Raw genomic sequence first — 20,083 nt, 5'->3', positions numbered from 1 at the left:
CGATTACCCTGCCGATAACCTTTAAGAACACCCGTACTGGTTCGTCCGGTTCCACATCAGCCGAAGATGTGGTGCATACCACTAGCCACTGCACGTGGGTAAGCCCCGGCCCGTCGGCTGCGGCGGTCCGGGGCTTACCAGAGTGTCACGCTCGCTCGCTATACCCGACCAGCGCGGACCCCACCACCGCTCTCACCGCTGCTCTCGCCGTCCTCGTCGCCGTCGTACGCGTCGTCCTCGTCGTCGTCATCGAGGTCCCACTCCATCGCGTCGGGGTCGTACTCGATCTGCTCACTGGTCCAGGAGGCCTGCGCGAGCTCCACCCCCGGAACCTCTCTGACCAGGTCGAACGGTTCCACGAGATACGCGAGGGCCTCCGCCTCGTCTTCCCGCACCGTCGACTCGGCAAGCGCGCGCTCGTCGTCCGGCAGGGATTCGTCCGCGACGATGCGCGCGAGGGCCGCGCCGCCCAGTTTTCCGGGGTCGTCGATCTCCAGCACCAATTCCACCCGTAGCCGTACATACCGTGATGTCTCTGAAGTGGTCATACGACGGAGCGTAGGGCTCCGGACCCTCTCGACTTTCCTGCGACCCGCTGCTTTCACTAGCATCAGCCCACCCAGCCAATTCGGCGTCGTCACAAGGGGGATCGATTCCGTGTCCGTCGTACGCCGGCCACTGCTGACAGCCACCGCCGCCGGGACACTGCTCTGCGCACTGTGGTTCGTTCCGTCCGCGAACGCCACCGTCGAGCAGGGCGGTCCGGGGCAGCAGCCAGCGGCATCCGCTCAGAGCTTCACCACCGAGGGGCCGGACGGCGCACAGCCGGCCCTTGCCGAGACGGGCAGCGTGGACACCACGCCGTATCTGATCGGCGGAAGCACCTTCCTCGCGCTCGGCGCGGCATTCGTCGCGTACTCGGTCCGCAGAGGTGCGCACACGCTCTGACCCGCACACGCTCCGACCCTACGGAAGGGGCCGTCCGGCACGCCGGACGGCCCCTTCCGCACGTTCCCGTACGCATCAGGCCAGCGGTCCCGTCACCGGCTCCACCGCCGCGACCAGACCGCCCGCGCGTACGAACGCGTCCGCCGCCGCCAGGTCGGGGGCGAGGAAGCGGTCGGGGCCCGGGCCCTGGACGCCCGCGGCGCGCAGCGCGTCGATGGCGGCCCGCGAGGCGGGCGCGGGCGTCAGACCGGCCCGCAGCTCGATCGCGCGCGTCGCCGCGTACAGCTCCACCGCGATGATGCGGGTCAGGTTGTCGACGGCCGTCCTGAGCTTGCGCGCGGCCGACCAGCCCATGGAGACATGGTCCTCCTGCATCGCGGAGGACGGGATCGAGTCGACGGAGGCCGGCACGGCCAGCCGCTTCATCTCGCTGACCAGAGCGGCCTGGGTGTACTGGGCGATCATCAGGCCCGAGTCGACACCGGCGTCGTCGGCGAGGAAGGGCGGCAGCCCGTGCGACCGGTTCTTGTCGAGGAGCCGGTCCGTACGGCGCTCCGCGATGGAGCCGAGGTCGGCGGCGGCGATGGCCAGGAAGTCCAGGACGTACGCCACGGGGGCGCCGTGGAAGTTGCCGTTGGACTCCACGCGGCCGTCGGGCAGGACCACGGGGTTGTCGACGGCGGAGGCCAGCTCGCGGTCGGCGACGATCCTGGCGTACGCGAGCGTGTCCCGGCCCGCGCCGGCGACCTGCGGGGCGCAGCGTACGGAGTACGCGTCCTGGACGCGGGGAGCGGCGTCCTCCTGGTAGTGGCCGGTGAGACCGGACCCGGCGAGCACCCGCAGCATGTTGTCGGCGCTGGCGCCCTGGCCGGGGTGCGGGCGGATCGCGTGCAGCTCGGGCGCGAGGACCTTGGCGGTGCCGAGCAGGGCCTCCAGGCTCAGCGCGGCGGTGATGTCGGCGGAGGTGTAGAGGCGGTGCAGGTCGGCGAGGGCCATGACCAGCATGCCGAGCATGCCGTCGGTGCCGTTGAGCAGCGCGAGGCCCTCCTTCTCGCGCAGCTCGACGGGGGCGATGCCGTGCGCGGCGAGAAGCTCACCGGCGGGCCGCACGACGCCGTCGGGGCCCTCGGCGTCGCCCTCGCCCATGAGAGTCAGCGCGCAGTGCGAGAGCGGCGCGAGGTCGCCCGAGCAGCCGAGCGAGCCGAACTCGTGCACGACCGGCGTGATCCCGGCGTTCAGCACGTCGGCCATGGTCTGCGCGACCTGCGGGCGTACGCCGGTGCGCCCGGAGGCGACGGTCTTGAGCCGCAGGAACATCAGCGCGCGGACGACGTCCCGCTCGACGTGCGGGCCCATGCCGGCGGCGTGCGACCGCACGATGTTGCGCTGCAGCTGGGCCCGGAGGTCCTGGCCGATGTGCCGGGTCGCGAGTGCGCCGAACCCGGTGGAGACGCCGTACACGGGCTCGGGCTTGGCGGCCAGCGCCTCCACGACCTCCCGCGAGGCGGCGAGCGCGGCGACGGCCTCGGCGGAAAGCTCGACCCGGGCGCGGCGGCGGGCCACGGCGATGACGTCCTCGGCGGTCGTCCCGGACGTCCCCACCACGACAGTGTGCATATCCATATTCAGGAGCGTACGGATTGAATCTCAACCTGTCACTACCGGGTCGCCGTCCGGCGGGGGTGCGGGTTGTCTTGGGCGGGGGCCGGTCTTCGGCTGCGGGTCGCCGTCCGGCGGGGTGCGGGTTGTTTTCGGCGGGGGCCGGTTGTCCGGGTGCGGGTTGTCGCCGGGGGCCGGGTAGGGGTGGTGTCCTGGACTGCATGATTTACGGCGCGTGCGGACCGGAAGTCACGTGACCGGTTGTCGAGCGCCACAAATCACGCTCTACGTCCTGGACACCACCCCTACCCGTCCCCCTCCACCACCCGCACAGACCCCCCGGCCCCAAGCCCACGACCCGCCTGGCGCGGGCCCACCGGCGGGAGGGGGTCGGGGGTGCAGGAGGTGCGTGTCCGGACGTAAAGCGTGATTTGTGGCGCACGATCAGCCGTCACCCGACAACGCACCCGCACGGCGCCGTAAATCATGCAGTCCGGACACGCGCCTCCGGAACCCCCGGCACCCGCACCACGACGAACAGCCCGCACCCCCGCCGGAGGCGACCCGCACCCCCCGCCGGACGGCGACCCGCACCGCCCGCCGGCCTCACGTCGACGGGGGCGCGTCGCGGAAGCGTCGGCGGTCGCCCGTTCTGGGGGGCGGGGAGTCCGCCAGCCGCAGCACCGCGCCGTCCCGCCCCGCCACCACCGGCTCCCGTGAACGCGCCGCCTTCGCCCGGTACTGGGCCGCGTCCGCCAGCCGGAACAGCCGCCGCGCCGACCTGACCTCCCCGATCGGATCCCCCGTCGAGGCGATCCCGCACGCCACCCCCTCCCCCAGGTCCAGCTCCGCCGCCCGCGTGCACAGTTCGCCCGCCACCGCGATCACCTCGTCCGCCGTCGGCCCGAGCGTCAGCAGACAGAACTCGTCCCCGCCCAGCCGCGCCGCGAGTGCGCCGGGAAGCCGCGCGCCGCACACCGAGAGCACCGAGCCGAACCGTTCCAGCAGCCGGTCACCCACCGCGTGCCCATGCGTGTCGTTGACCCGCTTGAGGCCGTTCAGATCGCAGACGACGAGGCTGACGACGGCCCCGTCCTCCCGATGCCGCCCCACCGCCTCGTCGAGCCGCATATCGACCGCGCGCCGGTTCGCGAGCCCGGTCAGCGGGTCGGTGAAGGCGAGGCGGCGTACCTCTTCGAGCCGCTCGGTCTGGGCGATCCCGGACGCCACCACGGACGCGACGACGGTCGCGAAGTCCGCGTCGTCCGCGCCGAAGACCGGCGCCCCCCGGCGCCGGGCCACATACAGCTCGCCCCAGGCCCGGCCGTGCAGCACGATCGGGGCGACGACGCAGCAGCCGCGGCCGCGCCGGCGCAGCGCGGCGACGCGCTGCTGGCAGTAGCCGGGATCCCCGGAGGCGGGGCCCGCCGCCGTCTCGACCCAGGCGTTCGGGCCGCCGCCCCCCGCCCACCGCTCATGGAGGAACTCCGCGATCTCGGGGAACTGGTGGACGGGGTACGCCTCGTCCTCGGGGAACTCGTCCTCCCCTTCGGCCCGCTCCCCCGCGTTCACGAGCACTTTGAGCCGTCCGACGTCCCGCTCCCACACCGACAGCGCCGCGAAGCTCCCCGCGAGCGCCTCGCACGCGCCCTGCGCCGCGGCCCGCCAGGAATCACGTGGTGTGTGGGCCGACGCCATCGCCTGCGCCAGTGCCACCACGGATCGCAGTCGACCATCCACTCCCATTGCCCCAGCTTAGGGCGGATTGGGATGGTTTGATCACGATCATGCCGCGTTTACTCGCCGGGCCACTCCGGCTTCCGCTTCTCGTTGAAGGCGGCCACACCTTCGGCCCGGTCGCCGGAGAAAGCGACGGAGCGCCAGGCCGCGTCCTCGACCTCGAGACCGGCGCGCAGGTCGAGTCCGTGGCCGAGCCGCAGCGCGCGCTTGGCGGCCCGCAGGCCGACGGGCGAGTTCGCGGCGATACGGTCCGCCAGGGCGAGGGCCTCCTCCCGGTCGGCGCCCTCGTCCACCAGCTGGTCGACGAGACCCAGCTCCCGCGCCTCGGCGGCCGCCACCCGCCGCGCGGTGAAGACCAGCTCGGCGGCGCGCGCGGCGCCGACCCGGCGCGGCAGCAGCTGCGTACCGCCGCCGCCGGGGATCACGCCGACCGACACCTCCGGCAGTCCGACGACCGCCGTGCTGTCGGCGACGATCAGATCGCAGGCGAGCGCGAGTTCGAAGCCGCCGCCCAGCGCGAAGCCGTGCACCGCGGCGATGGTCGGCATCGGCAGTTCCAGTACGCCGGTGTACGCGCCCCGCGCGGTCGGCCGCTGCCGTACCAGCTCGGCGTCGCTGAAGGAGTTCCGCTCCTTGAGGTCCGCGCCGACGCAGAAGGCCCGCGCATGGGTGGAGGTCAGCACGGTGACCCGTACGCCCTGATCGGCGCCGAGTGCCGCGCACGCGGCCCCGAGGGACCGGGCCATTTCCGTGGACACGGCGTTCATGGCCTTGGGGCGGTCGAGGACCAGCTCCGCGACAAAACCGTGCCGCCGTACGACAACGAACTCCCCGAACCGCTGCTCAGTCTCTTCGGCCTCGGCCATGACCACACCCTCCCGGTTAACGATGGTTCACCGGGAGCCGATCCTAAGTCGTACGGCGGGCCAGAAGCCATGGCTCCACGACGCCCAGACCACGCACCGGCCGCTGCCACATCGGCTGGAGCCCGAAGCGGTACGAGGGCGGCGCCTCGCCCTCCTTCTCCGCCTTCGCGGCTGCCTCCGACGCCTGGGCCTCGGAGGCCGGGGCCTCGCCCGAACGGATCAGGTCCTCCGCGAACGCGCCGTCGACCAGGACCGTGTCCTTCGGGGCTATAGACGTGAGCCGGCTCGCGAGGTTCACCGTCGTACCGAACACGTCGCCCATCCGCGTGGTGACCGTGCCGAAGGCGATGCCGACGCGCAGCGCCGGCATCGACTCGTCATGGGTCATCGTCTCTATGAGACGCAGCGCTATCTCCGCGGCCGTACCGGCGTCGTCCGCCGCGAACAGGACTTCGTCACCGAGCGTCTTGATCAGCCGGCCGCCGTGAGCGGCGACCAGGTCGGCGCAGGTCGTCTCGAACGACTCGACCAGCTCGCCGAGCTCCTCCTCCTCCAGCCGGCGGGTCAGCCGGGTGAACCCGACGAGGTCGGCGAAGCCGACGGCCAGCCGCCGGTCGACCATCTCCTCGTCGTCGGCGGCCTGCACGACACGGCCGGTCGCGGCGGCGAGCTGGCGCCGCCAGACGTAGACGATGAACTCCTCCAGCTCGGGCAGGAGCAGCTCCACCAGGGGGTACGTGACTTCGGTACGGGTCATTCCCGGCTCGGGCGGCTCGGTCAGCCCCTCCAGGAACGAGTCGATCTGCCACTCCGCCAACCGGGCCGTGGTCTGCCCGGTCGACCGGGCGACCTGCACGGCCATCGGCTCACTGAGCAGCCCGGCCTCCACCAGACCGGCCAGCCGCCGCAGCGCGAGGACGTCCGCCTCCGTGAGGGCCTTGGCCTGGCCGATGTCGGCGAAGCCCATGGCCCGCCAGAAGCGGGAGGCGAGCTCCATCGAGACGCCGGCGGTACGGGCCGCCTGGAAGGGCGTGTAGCGGCGCTCCGCACCGAGGATCAGCTGTTCGAGGCGGATGGCGAGCGGGTCGTCGGTCGGCTCTACCGTGTGGTCGACGACGTGGTGCGGGGTCGGGTAACCGGAGGAGTCCGACGGCGGCTGCGCGTCCTCGCCGGAAGTCGAATCGTCGACGGTCACCAGCCGCCTCCTGCCCGTTCCCTGCGCACTGCCCTGCCGATCTGTCGTGGATCGCCTCAACGATACGGCAGATGTGCCCTGGCTCACGTCCCACCCACCAGCGTATGCGCGCTTCGCCTTCCGGCGGGGGGTGCGGGCCGTACGTCGTGGTGCGGGTGCCGGGGGTTCCGGAGGCGCGTGTCCGGACTGCATGATTTACGGCGCCCTGCGGACCGGTTGAACGGTGCGGGCCGTCGCGCGCCACAAATCACGCTCTACGTCCGGACACGCACCTCCTGCACCCCCGACCCCCTCCCGCCGGTGGGCCCGCGCCAAGCGGCTCGTGGGCCTGGGGCCCGGGGGTCTGTGCGGGAGGTGAAGGGGGACGGGTAGGGGTGGTGTCCAGGACGTAAAGCGTGATTTGTGGCGCTCGACAAACCCGCACCCGGGATCCGGTCCGCACGCGCCGTAAATCATGCAGTCCAGGACACCACCCCTACCCGGCACCCGGCGACAACCCGCACACGGACACCGGCCTCCGCCCAAGACGAGCCGCACCCCCGCCGGACGGCGAACCGCACCCGGCGACAACCCGCACCCGAACACCGGCCCCCGGCCAAGACCACCGCACCCCCGCCGGACGGCGTTACGCGCCCCGCACGTGCACGATGTCGCCCGCGCCCACCCCGTGCCTCTCGCCGTCCGGCGTCCTCAGCACCAGACGGCCGTCCCCGTCGATCGCCACCGCCTCGCCCACCAGCTCCCGGTCCCCCGGCAGCTCCGCCCGCACCACGCGCCCCAGCGTCGCGCAGCCCGCCGCGTACGCCTCCTGCAGCCCGGACGCCCCCGGGTCGCCCCCCGCCGCCCGCCACTCCCCGTACCACCGCTCCAGCGACCGCAGCACCGCCCGCAGCAGCGTGTCGCGGTCCAGGGACACCGCGTCCGCCAGCACCAGTGAGCCCGCCGTCGGGACCGGCAGCTCCGGGGTCCGGAGGGACACGTTCAGGCCGATGCCGACGACGACCGCGTCGTCCCCCGCGCGCTCCGCGAGGATCCCGCCCGCCTTGCGCTCCTCACCGTCCACGGTCACCAGCAGGTCGTTGGGCCATTTGAGGGACGTGTCCACGCCGGCCGCCCGCGCCAGCCCCGTCGCGACGGCCACCCCGGTCAGCAGCGGCAGCCAGCCGAGGCGGTGCACCGGCACGTCGGCCCCCGGCCGCAGCAGTACGGAGAAGAAGAGCCCCGAGCGCGCCGGCGCCGACCACCGCCGGTCCAGCCGTCCGCGCCCCGCCGTCTGCTCCTCGGCGACCAGCACCGCGCCCTCGGCCACTCCGGCCGCGGCCCGGGCCGCCAGATCGGAATTGGTGGATCCGGTGGCGGTGACCACGTCGAGCGAGGTCCACAGACCGCCGGGCCGGATCAGCCCGTGGCGCAGCGCGCGCACGTTCAGCGGGGGGCGTTCGAGGTCGGACCAGCGGCTTGAAGGGTCATTCGGCTCCGTCATGCAAGCCACCCTAGGTGTGGCAAACACCGCACTGCCGAACGGTATCCGCGCCGATACCCTACGGATCAGTAGCAACCGCCCCTCACGTCCCAGCCCGCACCTGAACCCGCATCCGTGACCCCGCAGGGAGCCGCATCCCGATGTCCGAGCCGGAAATCGCCCACGGAACCGCCCACGGCGCCGAAGCCAGCCACACCACCGCGGGCAAGATCGCGGATCTCCGGCGCCGTATCGAGGAAGCCACGCACGCGGGGTCCGCGCGCGCCGTGGAGAAGCAGCACGCGAAGGGCAAGCTGACCGCCAGGGAGCGGATCGACCTGCTGCTCGACGAGGGGTCCTTCGTCGAGCTGGACGAGTTCGCCCGGCACCGCTCCACCAATTTCGGCATCGAGAAGAACCGCCCGTACGGAGACGGGGTCGTCACCGGTTACGGCACGGTCGACGGCCGCCCGGTCTGCGTCTACTCCCAGGACTTCACGATCTTCGGCGGCTCGCTGGGCGAGGTCTACGGCGAGAAGATCGTCAAGGTCATGGACTTCGCGCTCAAGACGGGCTGCCCGATCGTCGGCATCAACGACGGCGGTGGCGCCCGTATCCAGGAGGGCGTGGCCGCCCTCGGTCTCTTCGCCGAGATCTTCCGCCGCAATGTGCACGCCTCGGGTGTCGTGCCGCAGATCAGCCTGATCGTCGGCCCGTGCGCGGGCGGCGCGGTCTACTCCCCGGCGATCACCGACTTCACGGTGATGGTCGACCAGACCTCGCACATGTTCATCACGGGCCCTGACGTCATCAAGACGGTGACCGGCGAGGACGTGGGCTTCGAGGAGCTGGGCGGCGCGCGTACCCACAACACCACCTCGGGCGTCGCGCACCACATGGCGGGTGACGAGAAGGACGCCATCGAGTACGTCAAGTCCCTGCTGTCGTACCTGCCGTCGAACAATCTCTCCGAGCCGCCCGCCTTCCCCGAGGAGGCCCTGCTGGAGCCGACGGACGAGGACCGCGAGCTGGACACCCTGATCCCGGACTCCGCGAACCAGCCGTACGACATGCACACGGCGATCGAGCATGTGCTGGACGACGGTGAATTCCTGGAGACGCAGGCGCTGTTCGCGCCCAACATCATCACCGGCTTCGGCCGGGTCGAGGGCTTTCCGGTCGGTGTCGTCGCCAACCAGCCGATGCAGTTCGCGGGCTGTCTGGACATCAACGCCTCGGAGAAGGCCGCGCGTTTCGTCCGTACGTGCGACGCCTTCAATGTCCCGGTGCTGACGTTCGTGGACGTCCCGGGCTTCCTGCCGGGCGTCGACCAGGAGTACGGCGGCATCATCCGGCGCGGCGCGAAGCTGATCTACGCGTACGCCGAGGCCACCGTCCCGCTGATCACGGTGATCACCCGCAAGGCCTTCGGCGGCGCGTACGACGTCATGGGCTCCAAGCACCTGGGCGCCGACCTCAATGTGGCGTGGCCGACCGCGCAGATCGCGGTGATGGGCGCGCAGGGCGCGGTGAACATCCTGCACCGCCGTACGATCGCCGCCGCCGGGGACGAGGCGGCGCAGGAGGCGGCGCGTGCCGCGCTGATCCAGGAGTACGAGGACGCGCTGCTCAACCCGTATGTGGCGGCGGAGCGCGGCTACGTCGACGCGGTGATCATGCCGTCGGACACCCGGGGGCACATCGTGAAGGGCCTGCGCCAGCTGCGTACGAAGCGGGAGAGCCTGCCTCCCAAGAAGCACGGCAACATCCCTCTCTAGCCCGTAGTTCCCAGCTTCTAGGAAGGGACCTGGCGATGATCAAGGTCGTACGAGGAAACCCGACCCGGGAGGAACTGGCCGCCGCACTGGCGGTGGTCCAGGCCCGCGCGGCGGCGGTGGCCAACTCGCCGTCGGGCGCGGCCGAGCCTCCCCCCGAGTGGTCGGCCCCCACCCGGATCGCCCGGCATCGAACCCCTCGCCCGGGGCCACGGGCGTGGGCGCGTACGTACTGGCCCGGATAACGACCTGGTGCGTGCCGCGGCGCCTGAGTACAGGTACTCAGGCGCTCCGGGCGCGTCGGCCGGAGGATCGGTTGCATGCTGTGGTCCGAGCCCGAGAACGAACCGCCCGAGGAACTGCGCGAGACGCAGTCGATGATGCGTCGCGCCGGCGTCCTGCTCGCCCTCGCGGTTTTTCTGGCGATGATCGTGCTCGGCCTGCGCTGAGAGGAACCACCCGGGGCCCCGCCTCCACCCCGCGACCTACGATGTCCCGCATGACTGATCAGCGCCGCCGGCTCGTCCTCGCCTCCGCCTCCCCCGCCCGCCTCGGACTGCTCCGGCAGGCCGGGCTCGCCCCCGAGGTGATCGTCAGCGGCGTCGACGAGGACGCGCTGTCCGCCCCGACCCCCGCCGAACTGGCGCGTGTTCTCGCCGAGGCCAAGGCCGTCGCGGTGGCCGGCCGGCCCGACGCGGCCGGCGCTCTGGTCGTCGGCTGCGACTCCGTCCTCGAACTCGACGGCGAGGCGTTCGGCAAGCCCGCCGACGCCGAGGAGGCCACCGCCCGCTGGAAGTCGATGAGCGGCCGCGCGGGCATTCTGCGGACGGGCCACTGCGTGATCGACACCGCGACCGGCCAGCGCGCCTCCGAGACCGCCTCGACCACGGTCACCTTCGGGAGCCCGACGGACGCCGAGATCGCCGCCTATGTCGCGTCCGGCGAACCCCTCCATGTCGCGGGCGCCTTCACCCTGGACGGCCGCTCCGCGCCCTTCGTCGAGTCGATCGACGGCAATCACGGCAATGTCATCGGCCTCTCGCTGCCCCTGCTGCGCCGGCTGCTCGCCGAGCAGGGGGTCGCGATCACCGATCTGTGGGTCTGAACCTGCCCTGCGCGCAGGATGGTTGGGCTCAGGCGGCGGCCGGGCCGTTCGCGGGCGCCGGCTCCGTGTCCCGGCGCTGCGGCTCGCTTCCGTACGCCAGCAGCACCAGCACGATCAGCCCCACCACTACCATCATGAACGCGAAGGCCGACCAGCCCACCAGGCCCACCGTCACCGCGCCCAGCACCCCGTGCACGACCGCGCAGGCGATCAGCACGATCCTGCCGAAGCGGCCCGGGGCGCGGTCCTTGACGGCCGTACGCACCAGAATCCCCGCGCACAGCGCGAGGTAGACACCGAAGACGCCGCCCATCACCCACGTGCCGATCGACATGGCATCAGGGTCGAGCCCGGCCAGGGACATCCGCTGATTGTCCACGACCGTGGCCAGCACGCCGTTGACAAGGACGATGCCCAGCCCTTCCACCAGCAGCACGATCGCGGCCAACCAGGCCACCGGTCTGCGCGCCACGGCACCCACCCTCTTCCCCTGTTACCGGTAGTACAGACGACATCGCGCACGCTACTAATCGGTAAACCGGCGGACAAGAGCCCGGGCAGGGGCAAAGAATCATTGGGCCATTCGTAGGGACTCGACAAAGAAACACGATCGGCCGAGGGGCACTCGGACAGAGAGCTGGACCACATCCGACCGCTACTGTGCGACGGGGGATCCCGGCGTACCGTGGTGTCACAAGGGATTTCGCGACCTGAGCGAGCCTCGGATCACTCTCTGTGTGGGCAAGCTCACCACTCGGGACGGGTCGAGCGGGCGTGTCGGCAGTCCCTAAACTCAGCTTGTCTCAAGGAGGGAGCCATCGTGCGCAAGGTGCTCATCGCCAACCGTGGCGAAATCGCTGTCCGCGTTGCCCGTGCCTGCCGGGATGCCGGGATCGCGAGCGTAGCCGTCTACGCCGACCCGGACCGGGATGCCCTGCATGTCCGCGCGGCCGACGAGGCATTCGCTCTGGGCGGTGACACCCCGGCTGCCAGCTATCTGGACATGGCCAAGGTGCTTCAGGCCGCGAAGGATTCGGGTGCGGACGCCATCCATCCCGGATACGGCTTCCTCTCGGAGAACGCCGACTTCGCCCAGGCCGTCCTGGACGCGGACCTGACCTGGATCGGCCCGCCCCCGCAGGCCATCCGCGACCTGGGCGACAAGGTCGCCGCCCGCCATATCGCCCAGCGCGCCGGCGCCCCGCTCGTCGCCGGCACCCCCGACCCGGTCTCCGGCTCGGACGAGGTGGTGACGTTCGCTCAGGAGCACGGCCTGCCGATCGCCATCAAGGCCGCCTTCGGCGGTGGCGGCCGCGGCCTCAAGGTCGCCCGCACGATGGAGGAGATCCCCGAGCTCTACGACTCCGCCGTCCGCGAGGCCGTGGCCGCCTTCGGCCGCGGTGAGTGCTTCGTCGAGCGCTACCTCGACAGGCCCCGGCACGTGGAGACCCAGTGCCTGGCCGACTCGCACGGCAATGTCGTCGTCGTATCGACGCGTGACTGCTCGCTCCAGCGCCGCCACCAGAAGCTGGTCGAGGAGGCCCCCGCGCCGTTCCTCTCCGAGGCGCAGAACGCCGAGCTGTACGCGGCGTCGAAGGCGATCCTCAAGGAGGCCGGCTACGTCGGCGCCGGCACCGTCGAGTTCCTCGTCGGCACGGACGGCACGATCTCCTTCCTGGAGGTCAACACCCGCCTTCAGGTGGAACACCCGGTCACCGAAGAGGTCACCGGCCTCGACCTGGTCCGTGAGATGTTCCGGATCGCCGACGGCGAGCAGCTCGGCTACGACGACCCGGCCGTGCGCGGGCACTCCTTCGAGTTCCGTATCAACGGCGAGGACCCGGGCCGCGGCTTCCTGCCCGCCCCCGGTACGGTCACCACCTTCGCGCCGCCCAGCGGCCCCGGCGTCCGGCTGGACGCGGGCGTCGAGTCCGGCTCGGTCATCGGCCCCGCGTGGGACTCCCTGCTCGCCAAGCTGATCGTCACCGGCGCGACCCGCGAGCAGGCGCTGCAGCGCGCGGCCCGCGCGCTGGCGGAGTTCGACGTCGAGGGCATGGCCACCGCGATCCCCTTCCACCGCAAGGTGGTTGCCGACCCGGCGTTCACCAGCGACCCGTTCCAGATCCACACCCGCTGGATCGAGACCGAGTTCGTCAACGACATCCCGGCCTTCGCCGTCCCCACCGACGTGGACACGGACGACGAGCCGGGCCGCGAGACGGTGGTGGTCGAGGTCGGCGGCAAGCGCCTCGAGGTCTCCCTGCCGATCAGCCTGGGCATGTCGCTGGCCCGCACCGGCCTCGCCGCCGGCGCCAAGCCCAAGCGCCGCGCCGCCAAGAAGTCCGCCTCCGCGGCCTCCGGCGACACCCTCGCCTCCCCGATGCAGGGCACGATCGTCAAGGTCGCCGTCGAGGAGGGCCAGGAGGTCAAGGAAGGCGATCTGGTCGTCGTCCTGGAAGCCATGAAGATGGAACAGCCGCTGAACGCGCACCGCTCCGGCACCGTCAAGGGCCTGGCCGCCGCCGTCGGCGAGTCCGTCACCTCCGGCGCCACCATCTGCGAGATCAAGGACTGACACCCCTGCCGTCCGTACGTCGAGGCCCCGCCCGGTCTGATCCGGGCGGGGCCTCGGCCGTGCCGCGCGATGGCATCCTTGACGCCACGGGTGGAGACAGAAGGGACCGCGCCATGGCGAGGAGTACGGCACAGGCACCGCCGCGGCCCATGCGCGCCGACGCACGCCGCAACTATGAGCGGCTGCTCACCGAGGCCCGCATCAGCTTCGCGGAGCACGGCACGGACGCCTCGCTGGAGGACGTGGCGCGGCGCGCGGGCGTGGGCATCGGCACGCTCTACCGGCACTTCCCCAACCGGCACGCGCTGATGAACGCGGTCTTCCAGGAGGCGCTCACATCCCTGCTGGAGCGGTCACACGAGCTCGCGGGGGCGGACCGGCCTTGCGGCGCGCTGGTGGAGTGGCTGCGCGCCATCATCACCCATGCGGGTGAGTACCGCGGGCTCTCGCGGGCGCTCATGTCGGCCTCGCACGACGCGAGTTCGGCGCTGTCGCAGTGCAGCGTGCCGATGCGTGAGGCGGGCGAGCGGCTGCTCGTACGCGCGCAGCGGGCGGGCAACGTACGGCCGGACGTCTCCATCGACGACCTGATGCAGCTCACGAACGCCATTGCCCTGGCCGCGGAACAGACACCGGACGACCCGCAGTTGGCCGACCGCCTCCTGACGCTGACCCTGACGGGCCTCCGAGCCCCGTCGGCCTGAGCTCCCCCGTCGGCCGAGCTCCCTCCTTGGCCTGAGCCCCCCGCAGCCGCCCGCGGCGCGGTCAGCGGCGACGCAGGTCCGCCACGCGCGCCCGCTCGCCCGGCTCCTGCGGGGCGAGCGGTGTCCCCGCGCTCCGCAGCGTCGGCCCCGGACCCGCCGCGTGCGTACGGCGCTGTCCCGGGAGCGGGACATCCCGGCGGGCCTGGCGCCCGGGCGGAACGGCGTCGCCGCCGGAACCGGCCGCCGCGCCCGCCACCGCGATCTGCACCCCTTGGTCCGCGAGCGCCTGAAGCTCGGTCGCCGCACGGTCGTCGTGCGCGGGCGGCTCGTCGGTGACCAGCCGGCTGATCAGGTCCGTCGGCACCGTCTGGAACATCGTGTCGGTGCCGAGCTTGGTGTGGTCGGCCAGCACCACGACCTCCGCCGCGGCCTGCACCAGCGCCCGGTCGACGCTCGCCGAGAGCATGTTGGACGTGGACAGCCCACGCTCGGCCGTGAGCCCGCTCCCGGAGAGGAACGCACGGGTGACCCGCAGCCCCTGGAGGGACTGCTCGGCCCCGCTGCCGACCAGCGCGTAGTTCGAGCCACGCAGCGTGCCGCCCGTCATGACGACTTCGACCCGGTTGGCGTGCGCCAGCGCCTGTGCGACCAGCAGCGAGTTGGTGACGACGGTCAGCCCGGGGATCCGCGCGAGCCGGCGGGCCAGCTCCTGCGTGGTCGTACCGGCGCCGACGACCACGGCATCGCCCTCTTCGACGAAGCTCGCGGCGAGGTCGGCGATGGCCGTCTTCTCCGCCGTTGCGAGATGGGACTTTTGCGGAAAGCCGGATTCTCGCGTGAATCCGCCCGGCAGTACCGCACCGCCGTGCCGGCGGTCGAGGAGTCCTTCTGCCTCCAGCGCCCGCACGTCCCGCCGTACGGTCACTTCGGAGGTCTGGACGACGCGGGCGAGCTCACGGAGCGACACGGCCCCGTTGGCGCGCACCATTTCGAGGATCAATTGGCGACGTTCTGCAGCGAACACGAAACTGACAGTAACCCCAACGACCGTCTGCTTTCAGCAGTTTGCGCCGAATAACAGAAGTTGTACACAGACGAGCGTCCCAAGTGGTATAGAACGATCTCACCGGTCATCCGGGCCGGTTGGTCAGCTCTCGTCGGCCGTCTTGCGGGTGTGCAACTGCCGTGCCACCTCGGCGATCGAGCCCGACAGGGACGGGTACACCGTAAAGGCGTTGGCGATCTGCTCGACCGTCAGATTGTTGTCGACCGCGAGCGAGATCGGATGGATCAGCTCACTCGCGCGCGGCGCGACGACCACTCCGCCGACCACGATGCCGGTACCCGGACGGGCGAAGATCTTGACGAAGCCGTCCCTGATGCCCTGCATCTTGGCGCGCGGGTTACGCAGCAGCGGCAGCTTGACGACGCGGGCGTCGATCTTGCCGCCGTCGACATCCGCCTGGCTGAAGCCGACGGTGGCGATCTCCGGGTCGGTGAAGACGTTCGACGAGACGGTCTTGAGATTGAGCGGCGCCACCGCGTCGCCCAGGAAGTGGTACATCGCGATCCGGCCCTGCATGGCCGCGACCGAGGCGAGCGCGAAGATCCCGGTGACGTCGCCCGCGGCGTAGACGCCGGGCGCGGAGGTACGGGAGACCCGGTCGGTCTTGATGTGGCCCGAGTCCTTGACCAGGACGCCGGCCTCCTCCAGGCCCATGCCCGCGGTGTTCGGGATCGCGCCGACCGCCATCAGACAGTGCGTACCGGTGATGACCCGGCCGTCGGAGAGGGTGACCTCGACCCGGTCGTCCACCCGCTTGGCGGCCTCGGCGCGGGAGCGCGACATCACGTTCATGCCGCGGCGCCGGAAGACGTCCTCCAGCACGGCGGCGGCGTCCGGGTCCTCGCCGGGCAGCACCCGGTCACGCGAGGAGACGAGCGTGACCCGCGAGCCCAGTGCCTGGTACGCGCCGGCGAACTCGGCACCGGTGACACCGGAGCCGACCACGATCAGCTCCTCGGGGAGCTCGGTGAGGTCGTACACCTGGGTCCAGTTGAGGATGCGCTCGCCGTCCGGCAGCGCGTCCGGGATCTCGCGCGGGTGCGCGCCGGTGGCGATCAGTACGGCGTCGGCGGTGAGCGACTCCTCGCTGCCGTCCGCCGTGGTCACGATCACCTGGCGGGAGCCGTCCATGGCCTGCTGCCCGTGGAGCCGGGCGCGGCCGCGCATGACGCGGGCGCCGGCCCGGGTGACGGAGGCGGTGATGTCGTGGGACTGGGCGAGGGCGAGCCGCTTCACCCGTCGGTTGACCTTGCCCAGATCGACACCGACGACGCGGGCCGCCTGTTCGAGGGGCGGGGTGTCGTCGGCGACGATGATGCCCAGCTCCTCGTACGAGGAGTCGAAGGTGGTCATCACCTCGGCCGTCGCGATGAGGGTCTTCGACGGCACGCAGTCGGTGAGCACCGACGCGCCGCCGAGGCCGTCGCAGTCGACGACGGTCACCTCCGCGCCGAGCTGGGCGCCCACCAGGGCAGCCTCGTAGCCGCCGGGTCCGCCACCGATGATCACGATCCGGGTCACGAAAAAGTCCGCCTCGCGTTGTCAACCCGGCCCGTCTGCCACCCCGGCCGGGGTTCCGGGGTGTCCCCCGGGGGATGCAGTACGTACTCCATTGTCCCGCACGCTTCAAGCAGCTTCGCCCCGGGGCCCTCCCCGAGGGAAGCCGTAGGTACGGGCCGGTGCACCGGCGGCCACGCCCGCACCTCCCGTACCCTCGACCTCATGTCGCTCTACGCCGCGTACGCCGGCAACCTCGACGCGCGGCTGATGACCCGCCGCGCCCCGCACTCCCCGTTGCGCGGCACCGGCTGGCTCAACGGCTGGCGGCTCACCTTCGGCGGAGAGCAGATGGGCTGGGAGGGCGCGCTGGCCACGGTCGTGGAGGCCCCGCGCTCGCAGGTCTTCGTCGCGCTGTACGACATCGCTCCGATGGACGAGGACTCCATGGACCGCTGGGAAGGCGTCGGGCTCGACATCTACCGCCGGATGCGCGTCCGGGTGCACACCCTGGACGGCGAGGAGCCGGCCTGGATGTATGTCCTGAACGGTTACGAGGGCGGTCTGCCCTCCGCCCGCTACCTGGGCGAGCTGGCCGACGCGGCGGAATCGGCCGGCGCCCCGCACGACTATGTGATGGAACTGCGCAAGCGCCCCTGCTGAGCCGCACCCGCCCCTCGGACCGGGCGTTTCGTCGGAAACGACAGCACAACGATGTCAAGCGTGTATGCACATCATCTACGCGCGTAGGGCATTACCGGCTACCCTCATCCGCGTGAACGCATCTGTTATCCCGGCCAACGCCGACGGATCCGCCGACCCCCTTGCCGCCGCCGACGCCGCCGCGGCTCGCCTGCGCGAGCTCACCGGCTCCGAGTCCCACGACGTCGCTATTGTGATGGGCTCAGGGTGGGCTCCCGCCGTCGACGCCCTCGGTGCCCCCGAGGCGGAGTTCGCGGTGACCGAGCTCCCCGGGTTCCCGCCGGCCGCCGTGCCCGGCCACGGCGGCCGGATCCGCTCGTACAAGATCGCCGAAAAGCGCGCGCTGGTCTTCCTGGGCCGTACGCACTATTACGAGGGCCGCGGCGTCGCCGCCGTCGCCCACGGCGTACGTACCGCGGTCGCCGCCGGCTGCAAGACCATCGTCCTGACCAACGGCTGCGGCGGACTGCGCCAGGGCATGCGCCCCGGCCAGCCCGTGCTGATCAGCGACCACATCAATCTGACGGCCGTCTCCCCGATCGTGGGCGCGAACTTCGTGGACCTGACGGACCTGTACTCGCCGCGGCTGCGCGCGCTGTGCAAGGAGATCGACCCGGCCCTCGAAGAGGGCGTGTACGTCCAGTTCCCCGGCCCGCACTACGAGACCCCGGCCGAGATCAACATGGTCCGCGTCATGGGCGGCGACCTGGTCGGCATGTCCACGGTCCTGGAAGCCATCGCGGCCCGCGAGGCCGGCGCCGAGGTGCTCGGCATCTCGCTGGTCACCAACCTCGCCGCGGGCCTGTCGGGCGAACCCCTCAACCACGAGGAGGTCCTCCAGGCCGGCCGCGACTCGGCGACGCAGATGGGTGCCCTGCTGGCTCAGGTGCTTGAGCGCATCTGAGCCGGGAATGACATCAGGCCCGGGCACTCCACCCTGACCCGGTACCGCGGCAACCACTGATCGAGCAATCCCGAGCGGCGCCGGCATCGGCGCGAGGAGGTGCCCCCCACCGTGCAGCAGCAGGACATCGTCGCGCGAGCCAAGGCCTGGCTGGCCGAGGACCCCGACAGCGACACCCGCGAAGAACTCGGCAAGATCATCGATGCCGGGGATCCCGGCACCCTCGCCGAGATGTTCTCCGGCACGCTGCAGTTCGGCACGGCCGGACTGCGCGGGGAGCTGGGCCCCGGCCCCATGCGGATGAACCGCGCCGTGGTCATCCGGGCGGCGGCGGGTCTCGCCGCGTATCTGAAGGCCCAGGGCGACGGCGACGGCCTGGTCGTCATCGGATACGACGCCCGCTACAAGTCCGCGGACTTCGCCCGGGACACCGCGGCCGTGATGACCGGCGCGGGACTGCGCGCCGCCGTGCTGCCACGGCCCCTGCCCACGCCCGTACTGGCCTTCGCCATCCGGCATCTGGGCGCCGTCGCCGGCGTCGAGGTCACCGCCAGCCACAACCCGCCCCGGGACAACGGCTACAAGGTCTATCTCGGCGGCGGCTCGCAGATCGTGCCGCCCGCCGACGGCGAGATCGCGGCCGCGATCGACGCGATCGGCCCGCTGAAGACCGTGGAGCGCCCCGACGACGGCTGGGAGATCCTCGGGGACGAGGTCCTGGCCGCCTATCTGGAGCGTACGGACACCGTCCTGACACCCGGTACGCCGCGGACCGCGCGGGTCGTCCACACCGCCCTGCACGGCGTCGGCACGGAAACCCTCACCGCGGCCTTCGCACGGGCCGGCTTCCCCGCGCCCGTCCTGGTGGCGGAGCAGGCTGAGCCCGATCCGGCCTTCCCGACGGTCGCGTTCCCCAACCCGGAGGAGCCGGGCGCGATGGATCTCGCCTTCGCCACGGCCCGGCGCGTCCAGCCCGACCTCATCATCGCCAACGACCCGGACGCCGACCGCTGCGCGGTGGCCGTCCCCGACGACGCGGCCGACGGCGGCTGGCGGATGCTGCGCGGCGACGAGGTCGGCGCGCTGCTCGCCGCCCACCTCGTCCACAAGGGCGCGACGGGCACCTTCGCCGAGTCGATCGTCTCGTCCTCGCTGCTGGGCCGGATCGCCGAGGCGGCGGAGCTGGGCTACGAGGAGACGCTGACCGGCTTCAAGTGGATCGCCCGCGTCGAGGGTCTGCGGTACGGGTACGAGGAGGCGCTCGGCTACTGCGTCGACCCGGACGGCGTACGCGACAAGGACGGCATCACGGCCGCGCTGCTCGTCGCCGAACTGGCCTCGGAGCTGAAGGCGCACGACCGTACGCTCACCGACCTCCTCGACGATCTCGCCGTCACCCACGGCCTGCACGCCACGGACCAGCTCTCGGTCCGCGTCAAGGACCTGTCGCTGATCGCGGACGCGATGCACCGGCTGCGCGCGCACCCGCCGACGGTGCTGGCCGGTCTGACCGTCACCTCCGCGGAGGACCTGACGCGGGGCACGGACGCCCTCCCGCCGACGGACGGCCTGCGCTACCGCCTGGAGGGCGCGTACGGCGCCCGCGTCATCGTCCGCCCGAGCGGCACGGAGCCCAAGCTCAAGTGCTACCTGGAGGTCGTGATCCCGGTGGCGGACGCGACGGCCCTGTCCACGGCGCGCGCGGCCGGCACGGAGGTACTGGCGGCACTGAAGCGAGACTTGTCGGTCGCGGCGGGCATCTGAACCCGTTGTCTTGGCCGGGGCCGCCGTCCGGCGTTTCGCCGTCCGGCGGTTGGCCGGGTACGGGTGGTCTTGGGCGGGGGCCGGTGTTCGGGTGCGGGTTGTCGCCGGGTGCCGGGCAGGGGTGGTGTCCTGGACTGCATGATTTACGGCGCGTGCGGACCGGATCCCGGGTGCGGGTTTG

The 20,083-nt window shown here is 71.7% G+C and carries 19 protein-coding genes; 10 read left to right on the top strand and 9 right to left on the bottom strand.

All coding sequences use genetic code 11. The features are described from left to right. Nucleotides 1-158: 158 nt before the first annotated feature. Nucleotides 159-548, bottom strand: a complete 390-nt coding sequence (locus tag ACFVWW_RS12345; protein ID WP_384180888.1) for a hypothetical protein — start codon at nt 546-548, stop codon at nt 159-161. A gap of 109 nt (nt 549-657) precedes the next feature. Between ACFVWW_RS12345 and ACFVWW_RS12340 the strand changes: the two genes are divergently transcribed. After that, nucleotides 658-948 (top strand): hypothetical protein, encoded by a 291-nt coding sequence (locus ACFVWW_RS12340; protein ID WP_384337801.1) that lies wholly within the window; start codon nt 658-660, stop codon nt 946-948. A 75-nt stretch (nt 949-1,023) separates the two neighbouring features. Here the strand turns inward: ACFVWW_RS12340 and hutH are convergent, their stop codons facing one another. From hutH to ACFVWW_RS12315, 5 genes are all read right to left on the bottom strand, one after another. After that, entirely contained in the window at nt 1,024-2,571 is a 1,548-nt protein-coding gene (hutH, locus tag ACFVWW_RS12335; protein ID WP_386878488.1) for a histidine ammonia-lyase, read from the bottom strand. A 582-nt stretch (nt 2,572-3,153) separates the two neighbouring features. Continuing rightward, on the bottom strand, nt 3,154-4,293 hold the full coding sequence (locus tag ACFVWW_RS12330) for a diguanylate cyclase domain-containing protein (RefSeq protein WP_384337689.1): 1,140 nt from the start codon (nt 4,291-4,293) through the stop codon (nt 3,154-3,156). A 50-nt stretch (nt 4,294-4,343) separates the two neighbouring features. Continuing rightward, a complete protein-coding gene (locus tag ACFVWW_RS12325; RefSeq protein ID WP_386878489.1) occupies nt 4,344-5,153 on the bottom strand; it encodes an enoyl-CoA hydratase/isomerase family protein in 810 nt (269 codons plus the stop codon). Nucleotides 5,154-5,196: 43 nt separating this feature from the next. Next, on the bottom strand, nt 5,197-6,348 hold the full coding sequence (locus tag ACFVWW_RS12320; RefSeq protein ID WP_384182179.1) for an adenylate/guanylate cyclase domain-containing protein: 1,152 nt from the start codon (nt 6,346-6,348) through the stop codon (nt 5,197-5,199). 625 nt (nt 6,349-6,973) lie between these two features. Continuing rightward, entirely contained in the window at nt 6,974-7,831 is an 858-nt protein-coding gene (locus ACFVWW_RS12315) for a biotin--[acetyl-CoA-carboxylase] ligase (protein WP_386879492.1), read from the bottom strand. Nucleotides 7,832-7,971: 140 nt separating this feature from the next. Here ACFVWW_RS12315 and ACFVWW_RS12310 point away from each other — a divergent pair, with 140 nt between their 5' ends. From ACFVWW_RS12310 to ACFVWW_RS12295, 4 genes are all read left to right on the top strand, one after another. Further along, nucleotides 7,972-9,588, top strand: coding sequence for an acyl-CoA carboxylase subunit beta (locus ACFVWW_RS12310; RefSeq protein WP_386879493.1), 1,617 nt, complete (start codon nt 7,972-7,974; stop codon nt 9,586-9,588). Nucleotides 9,589-9,623: 35 nt separating this feature from the next. Continuing rightward, nucleotides 9,624-9,830, top strand: coding sequence for an acyl-CoA carboxylase epsilon subunit (locus ACFVWW_RS12305; protein ID WP_384182188.1), 207 nt, complete (start codon nt 9,624-9,626; stop codon nt 9,828-9,830). A 75-nt stretch (nt 9,831-9,905) separates the two neighbouring features. Then, on the top strand, nt 9,906-10,034 hold the full coding sequence (gene mmpB, locus ACFVWW_RS12300; protein WP_384182191.1) for a morphogenic membrane protein MmpB: 129 nt from the start codon (nt 9,906-9,908) through the stop codon (nt 10,032-10,034). 41 nt (nt 10,035-10,075) lie between these two features. Next, a complete protein-coding gene (locus ACFVWW_RS12295; protein ID WP_386879494.1) occupies nt 10,076-10,690 on the top strand; it encodes a Maf family protein in 615 nt (204 codons plus the stop codon). A 28-nt stretch (nt 10,691-10,718) separates the two neighbouring features. On the opposite strand, the gene ACFVWW_RS12290 is transcribed toward ACFVWW_RS12295, so the two are convergent. Then, the gene (locus tag ACFVWW_RS12290; protein WP_384182197.1) at nt 10,719-11,162 is read right to left on the bottom strand and encodes a hypothetical protein; all 444 of its coding nucleotides are present in this window, start codon (nt 11,160-11,162) and stop codon (nt 10,719-10,721) included. Between the two features lie 348 nt (nt 11,163-11,510). Here ACFVWW_RS12290 and ACFVWW_RS12285 point away from each other — a divergent pair, with 348 nt between their 5' ends. Then, nucleotides 11,511-13,265, top strand: coding sequence for an acetyl/propionyl/methylcrotonyl-CoA carboxylase subunit alpha (locus tag ACFVWW_RS12285; protein ID WP_384182200.1), 1,755 nt, complete (start codon nt 11,511-11,513; stop codon nt 13,263-13,265). A gap of 113 nt (nt 13,266-13,378) precedes the next feature. Continuing rightward, nucleotides 13,379-13,969 carry a TetR/AcrR family transcriptional regulator gene (locus ACFVWW_RS12280; protein ID WP_384182203.1) on the top strand — a complete coding sequence of 197 codons (591 nt, stop codon included), beginning with the start codon at nt 13,379-13,381 and terminating at the stop codon, nt 13,967-13,969. Nucleotides 13,970-14,030: 61 nt separating this feature from the next. On the opposite strand, the gene ACFVWW_RS12275 is transcribed toward ACFVWW_RS12280, so the two are convergent. Next, on the bottom strand, nt 14,031-14,993 hold the full coding sequence (locus tag ACFVWW_RS12275; protein WP_386879495.1) for a DeoR/GlpR family DNA-binding transcription regulator: 963 nt from the start codon (nt 14,991-14,993) through the stop codon (nt 14,031-14,033). A gap of 123 nt (nt 14,994-15,116) precedes the next feature. Beyond that, nucleotides 15,117-16,556, bottom strand: coding sequence for an NAD(P)H-quinone dehydrogenase (locus tag ACFVWW_RS12270; protein WP_384182209.1), 1,440 nt, complete (start codon nt 16,554-16,556; stop codon nt 15,117-15,119). 201 nt (nt 16,557-16,757) lie between these two features. Between ACFVWW_RS12270 and ACFVWW_RS12265 the strand changes: the two genes are divergently transcribed. From ACFVWW_RS12265 to ACFVWW_RS12255, 3 genes are all read left to right on the top strand, one after another. Then, on the top strand, nt 16,758-17,195 hold the full coding sequence (locus ACFVWW_RS12265) for a gamma-glutamylcyclotransferase (RefSeq protein WP_319684561.1): 438 nt from the start codon (nt 16,758-16,760) through the stop codon (nt 17,193-17,195). A 106-nt stretch (nt 17,196-17,301) separates the two neighbouring features. After that, a complete protein-coding gene (locus tag ACFVWW_RS12260; protein WP_384182462.1) occupies nt 17,302-18,138 on the top strand; it encodes a purine-nucleoside phosphorylase in 837 nt (278 codons plus the stop codon). Nucleotides 18,139-18,249: 111 nt separating this feature from the next. Further along, nucleotides 18,250-19,902, top strand: coding sequence for a phospho-sugar mutase (locus ACFVWW_RS12255; RefSeq protein ID WP_384182212.1), 1,653 nt, complete (start codon nt 18,250-18,252; stop codon nt 19,900-19,902). Nucleotides 19,903-20,083 lie beyond the last annotated feature (181 nt).

This window comes from Streptomyces sp. NPDC058198, assembly GCF_042882605.1.
GTDB lineage: Bacteria > Actinomycetota > Actinomycetes > Streptomycetales > Streptomycetaceae > Streptomyces.
This window is presented reverse-complemented; position numbering and strand designations above follow the sequence as displayed.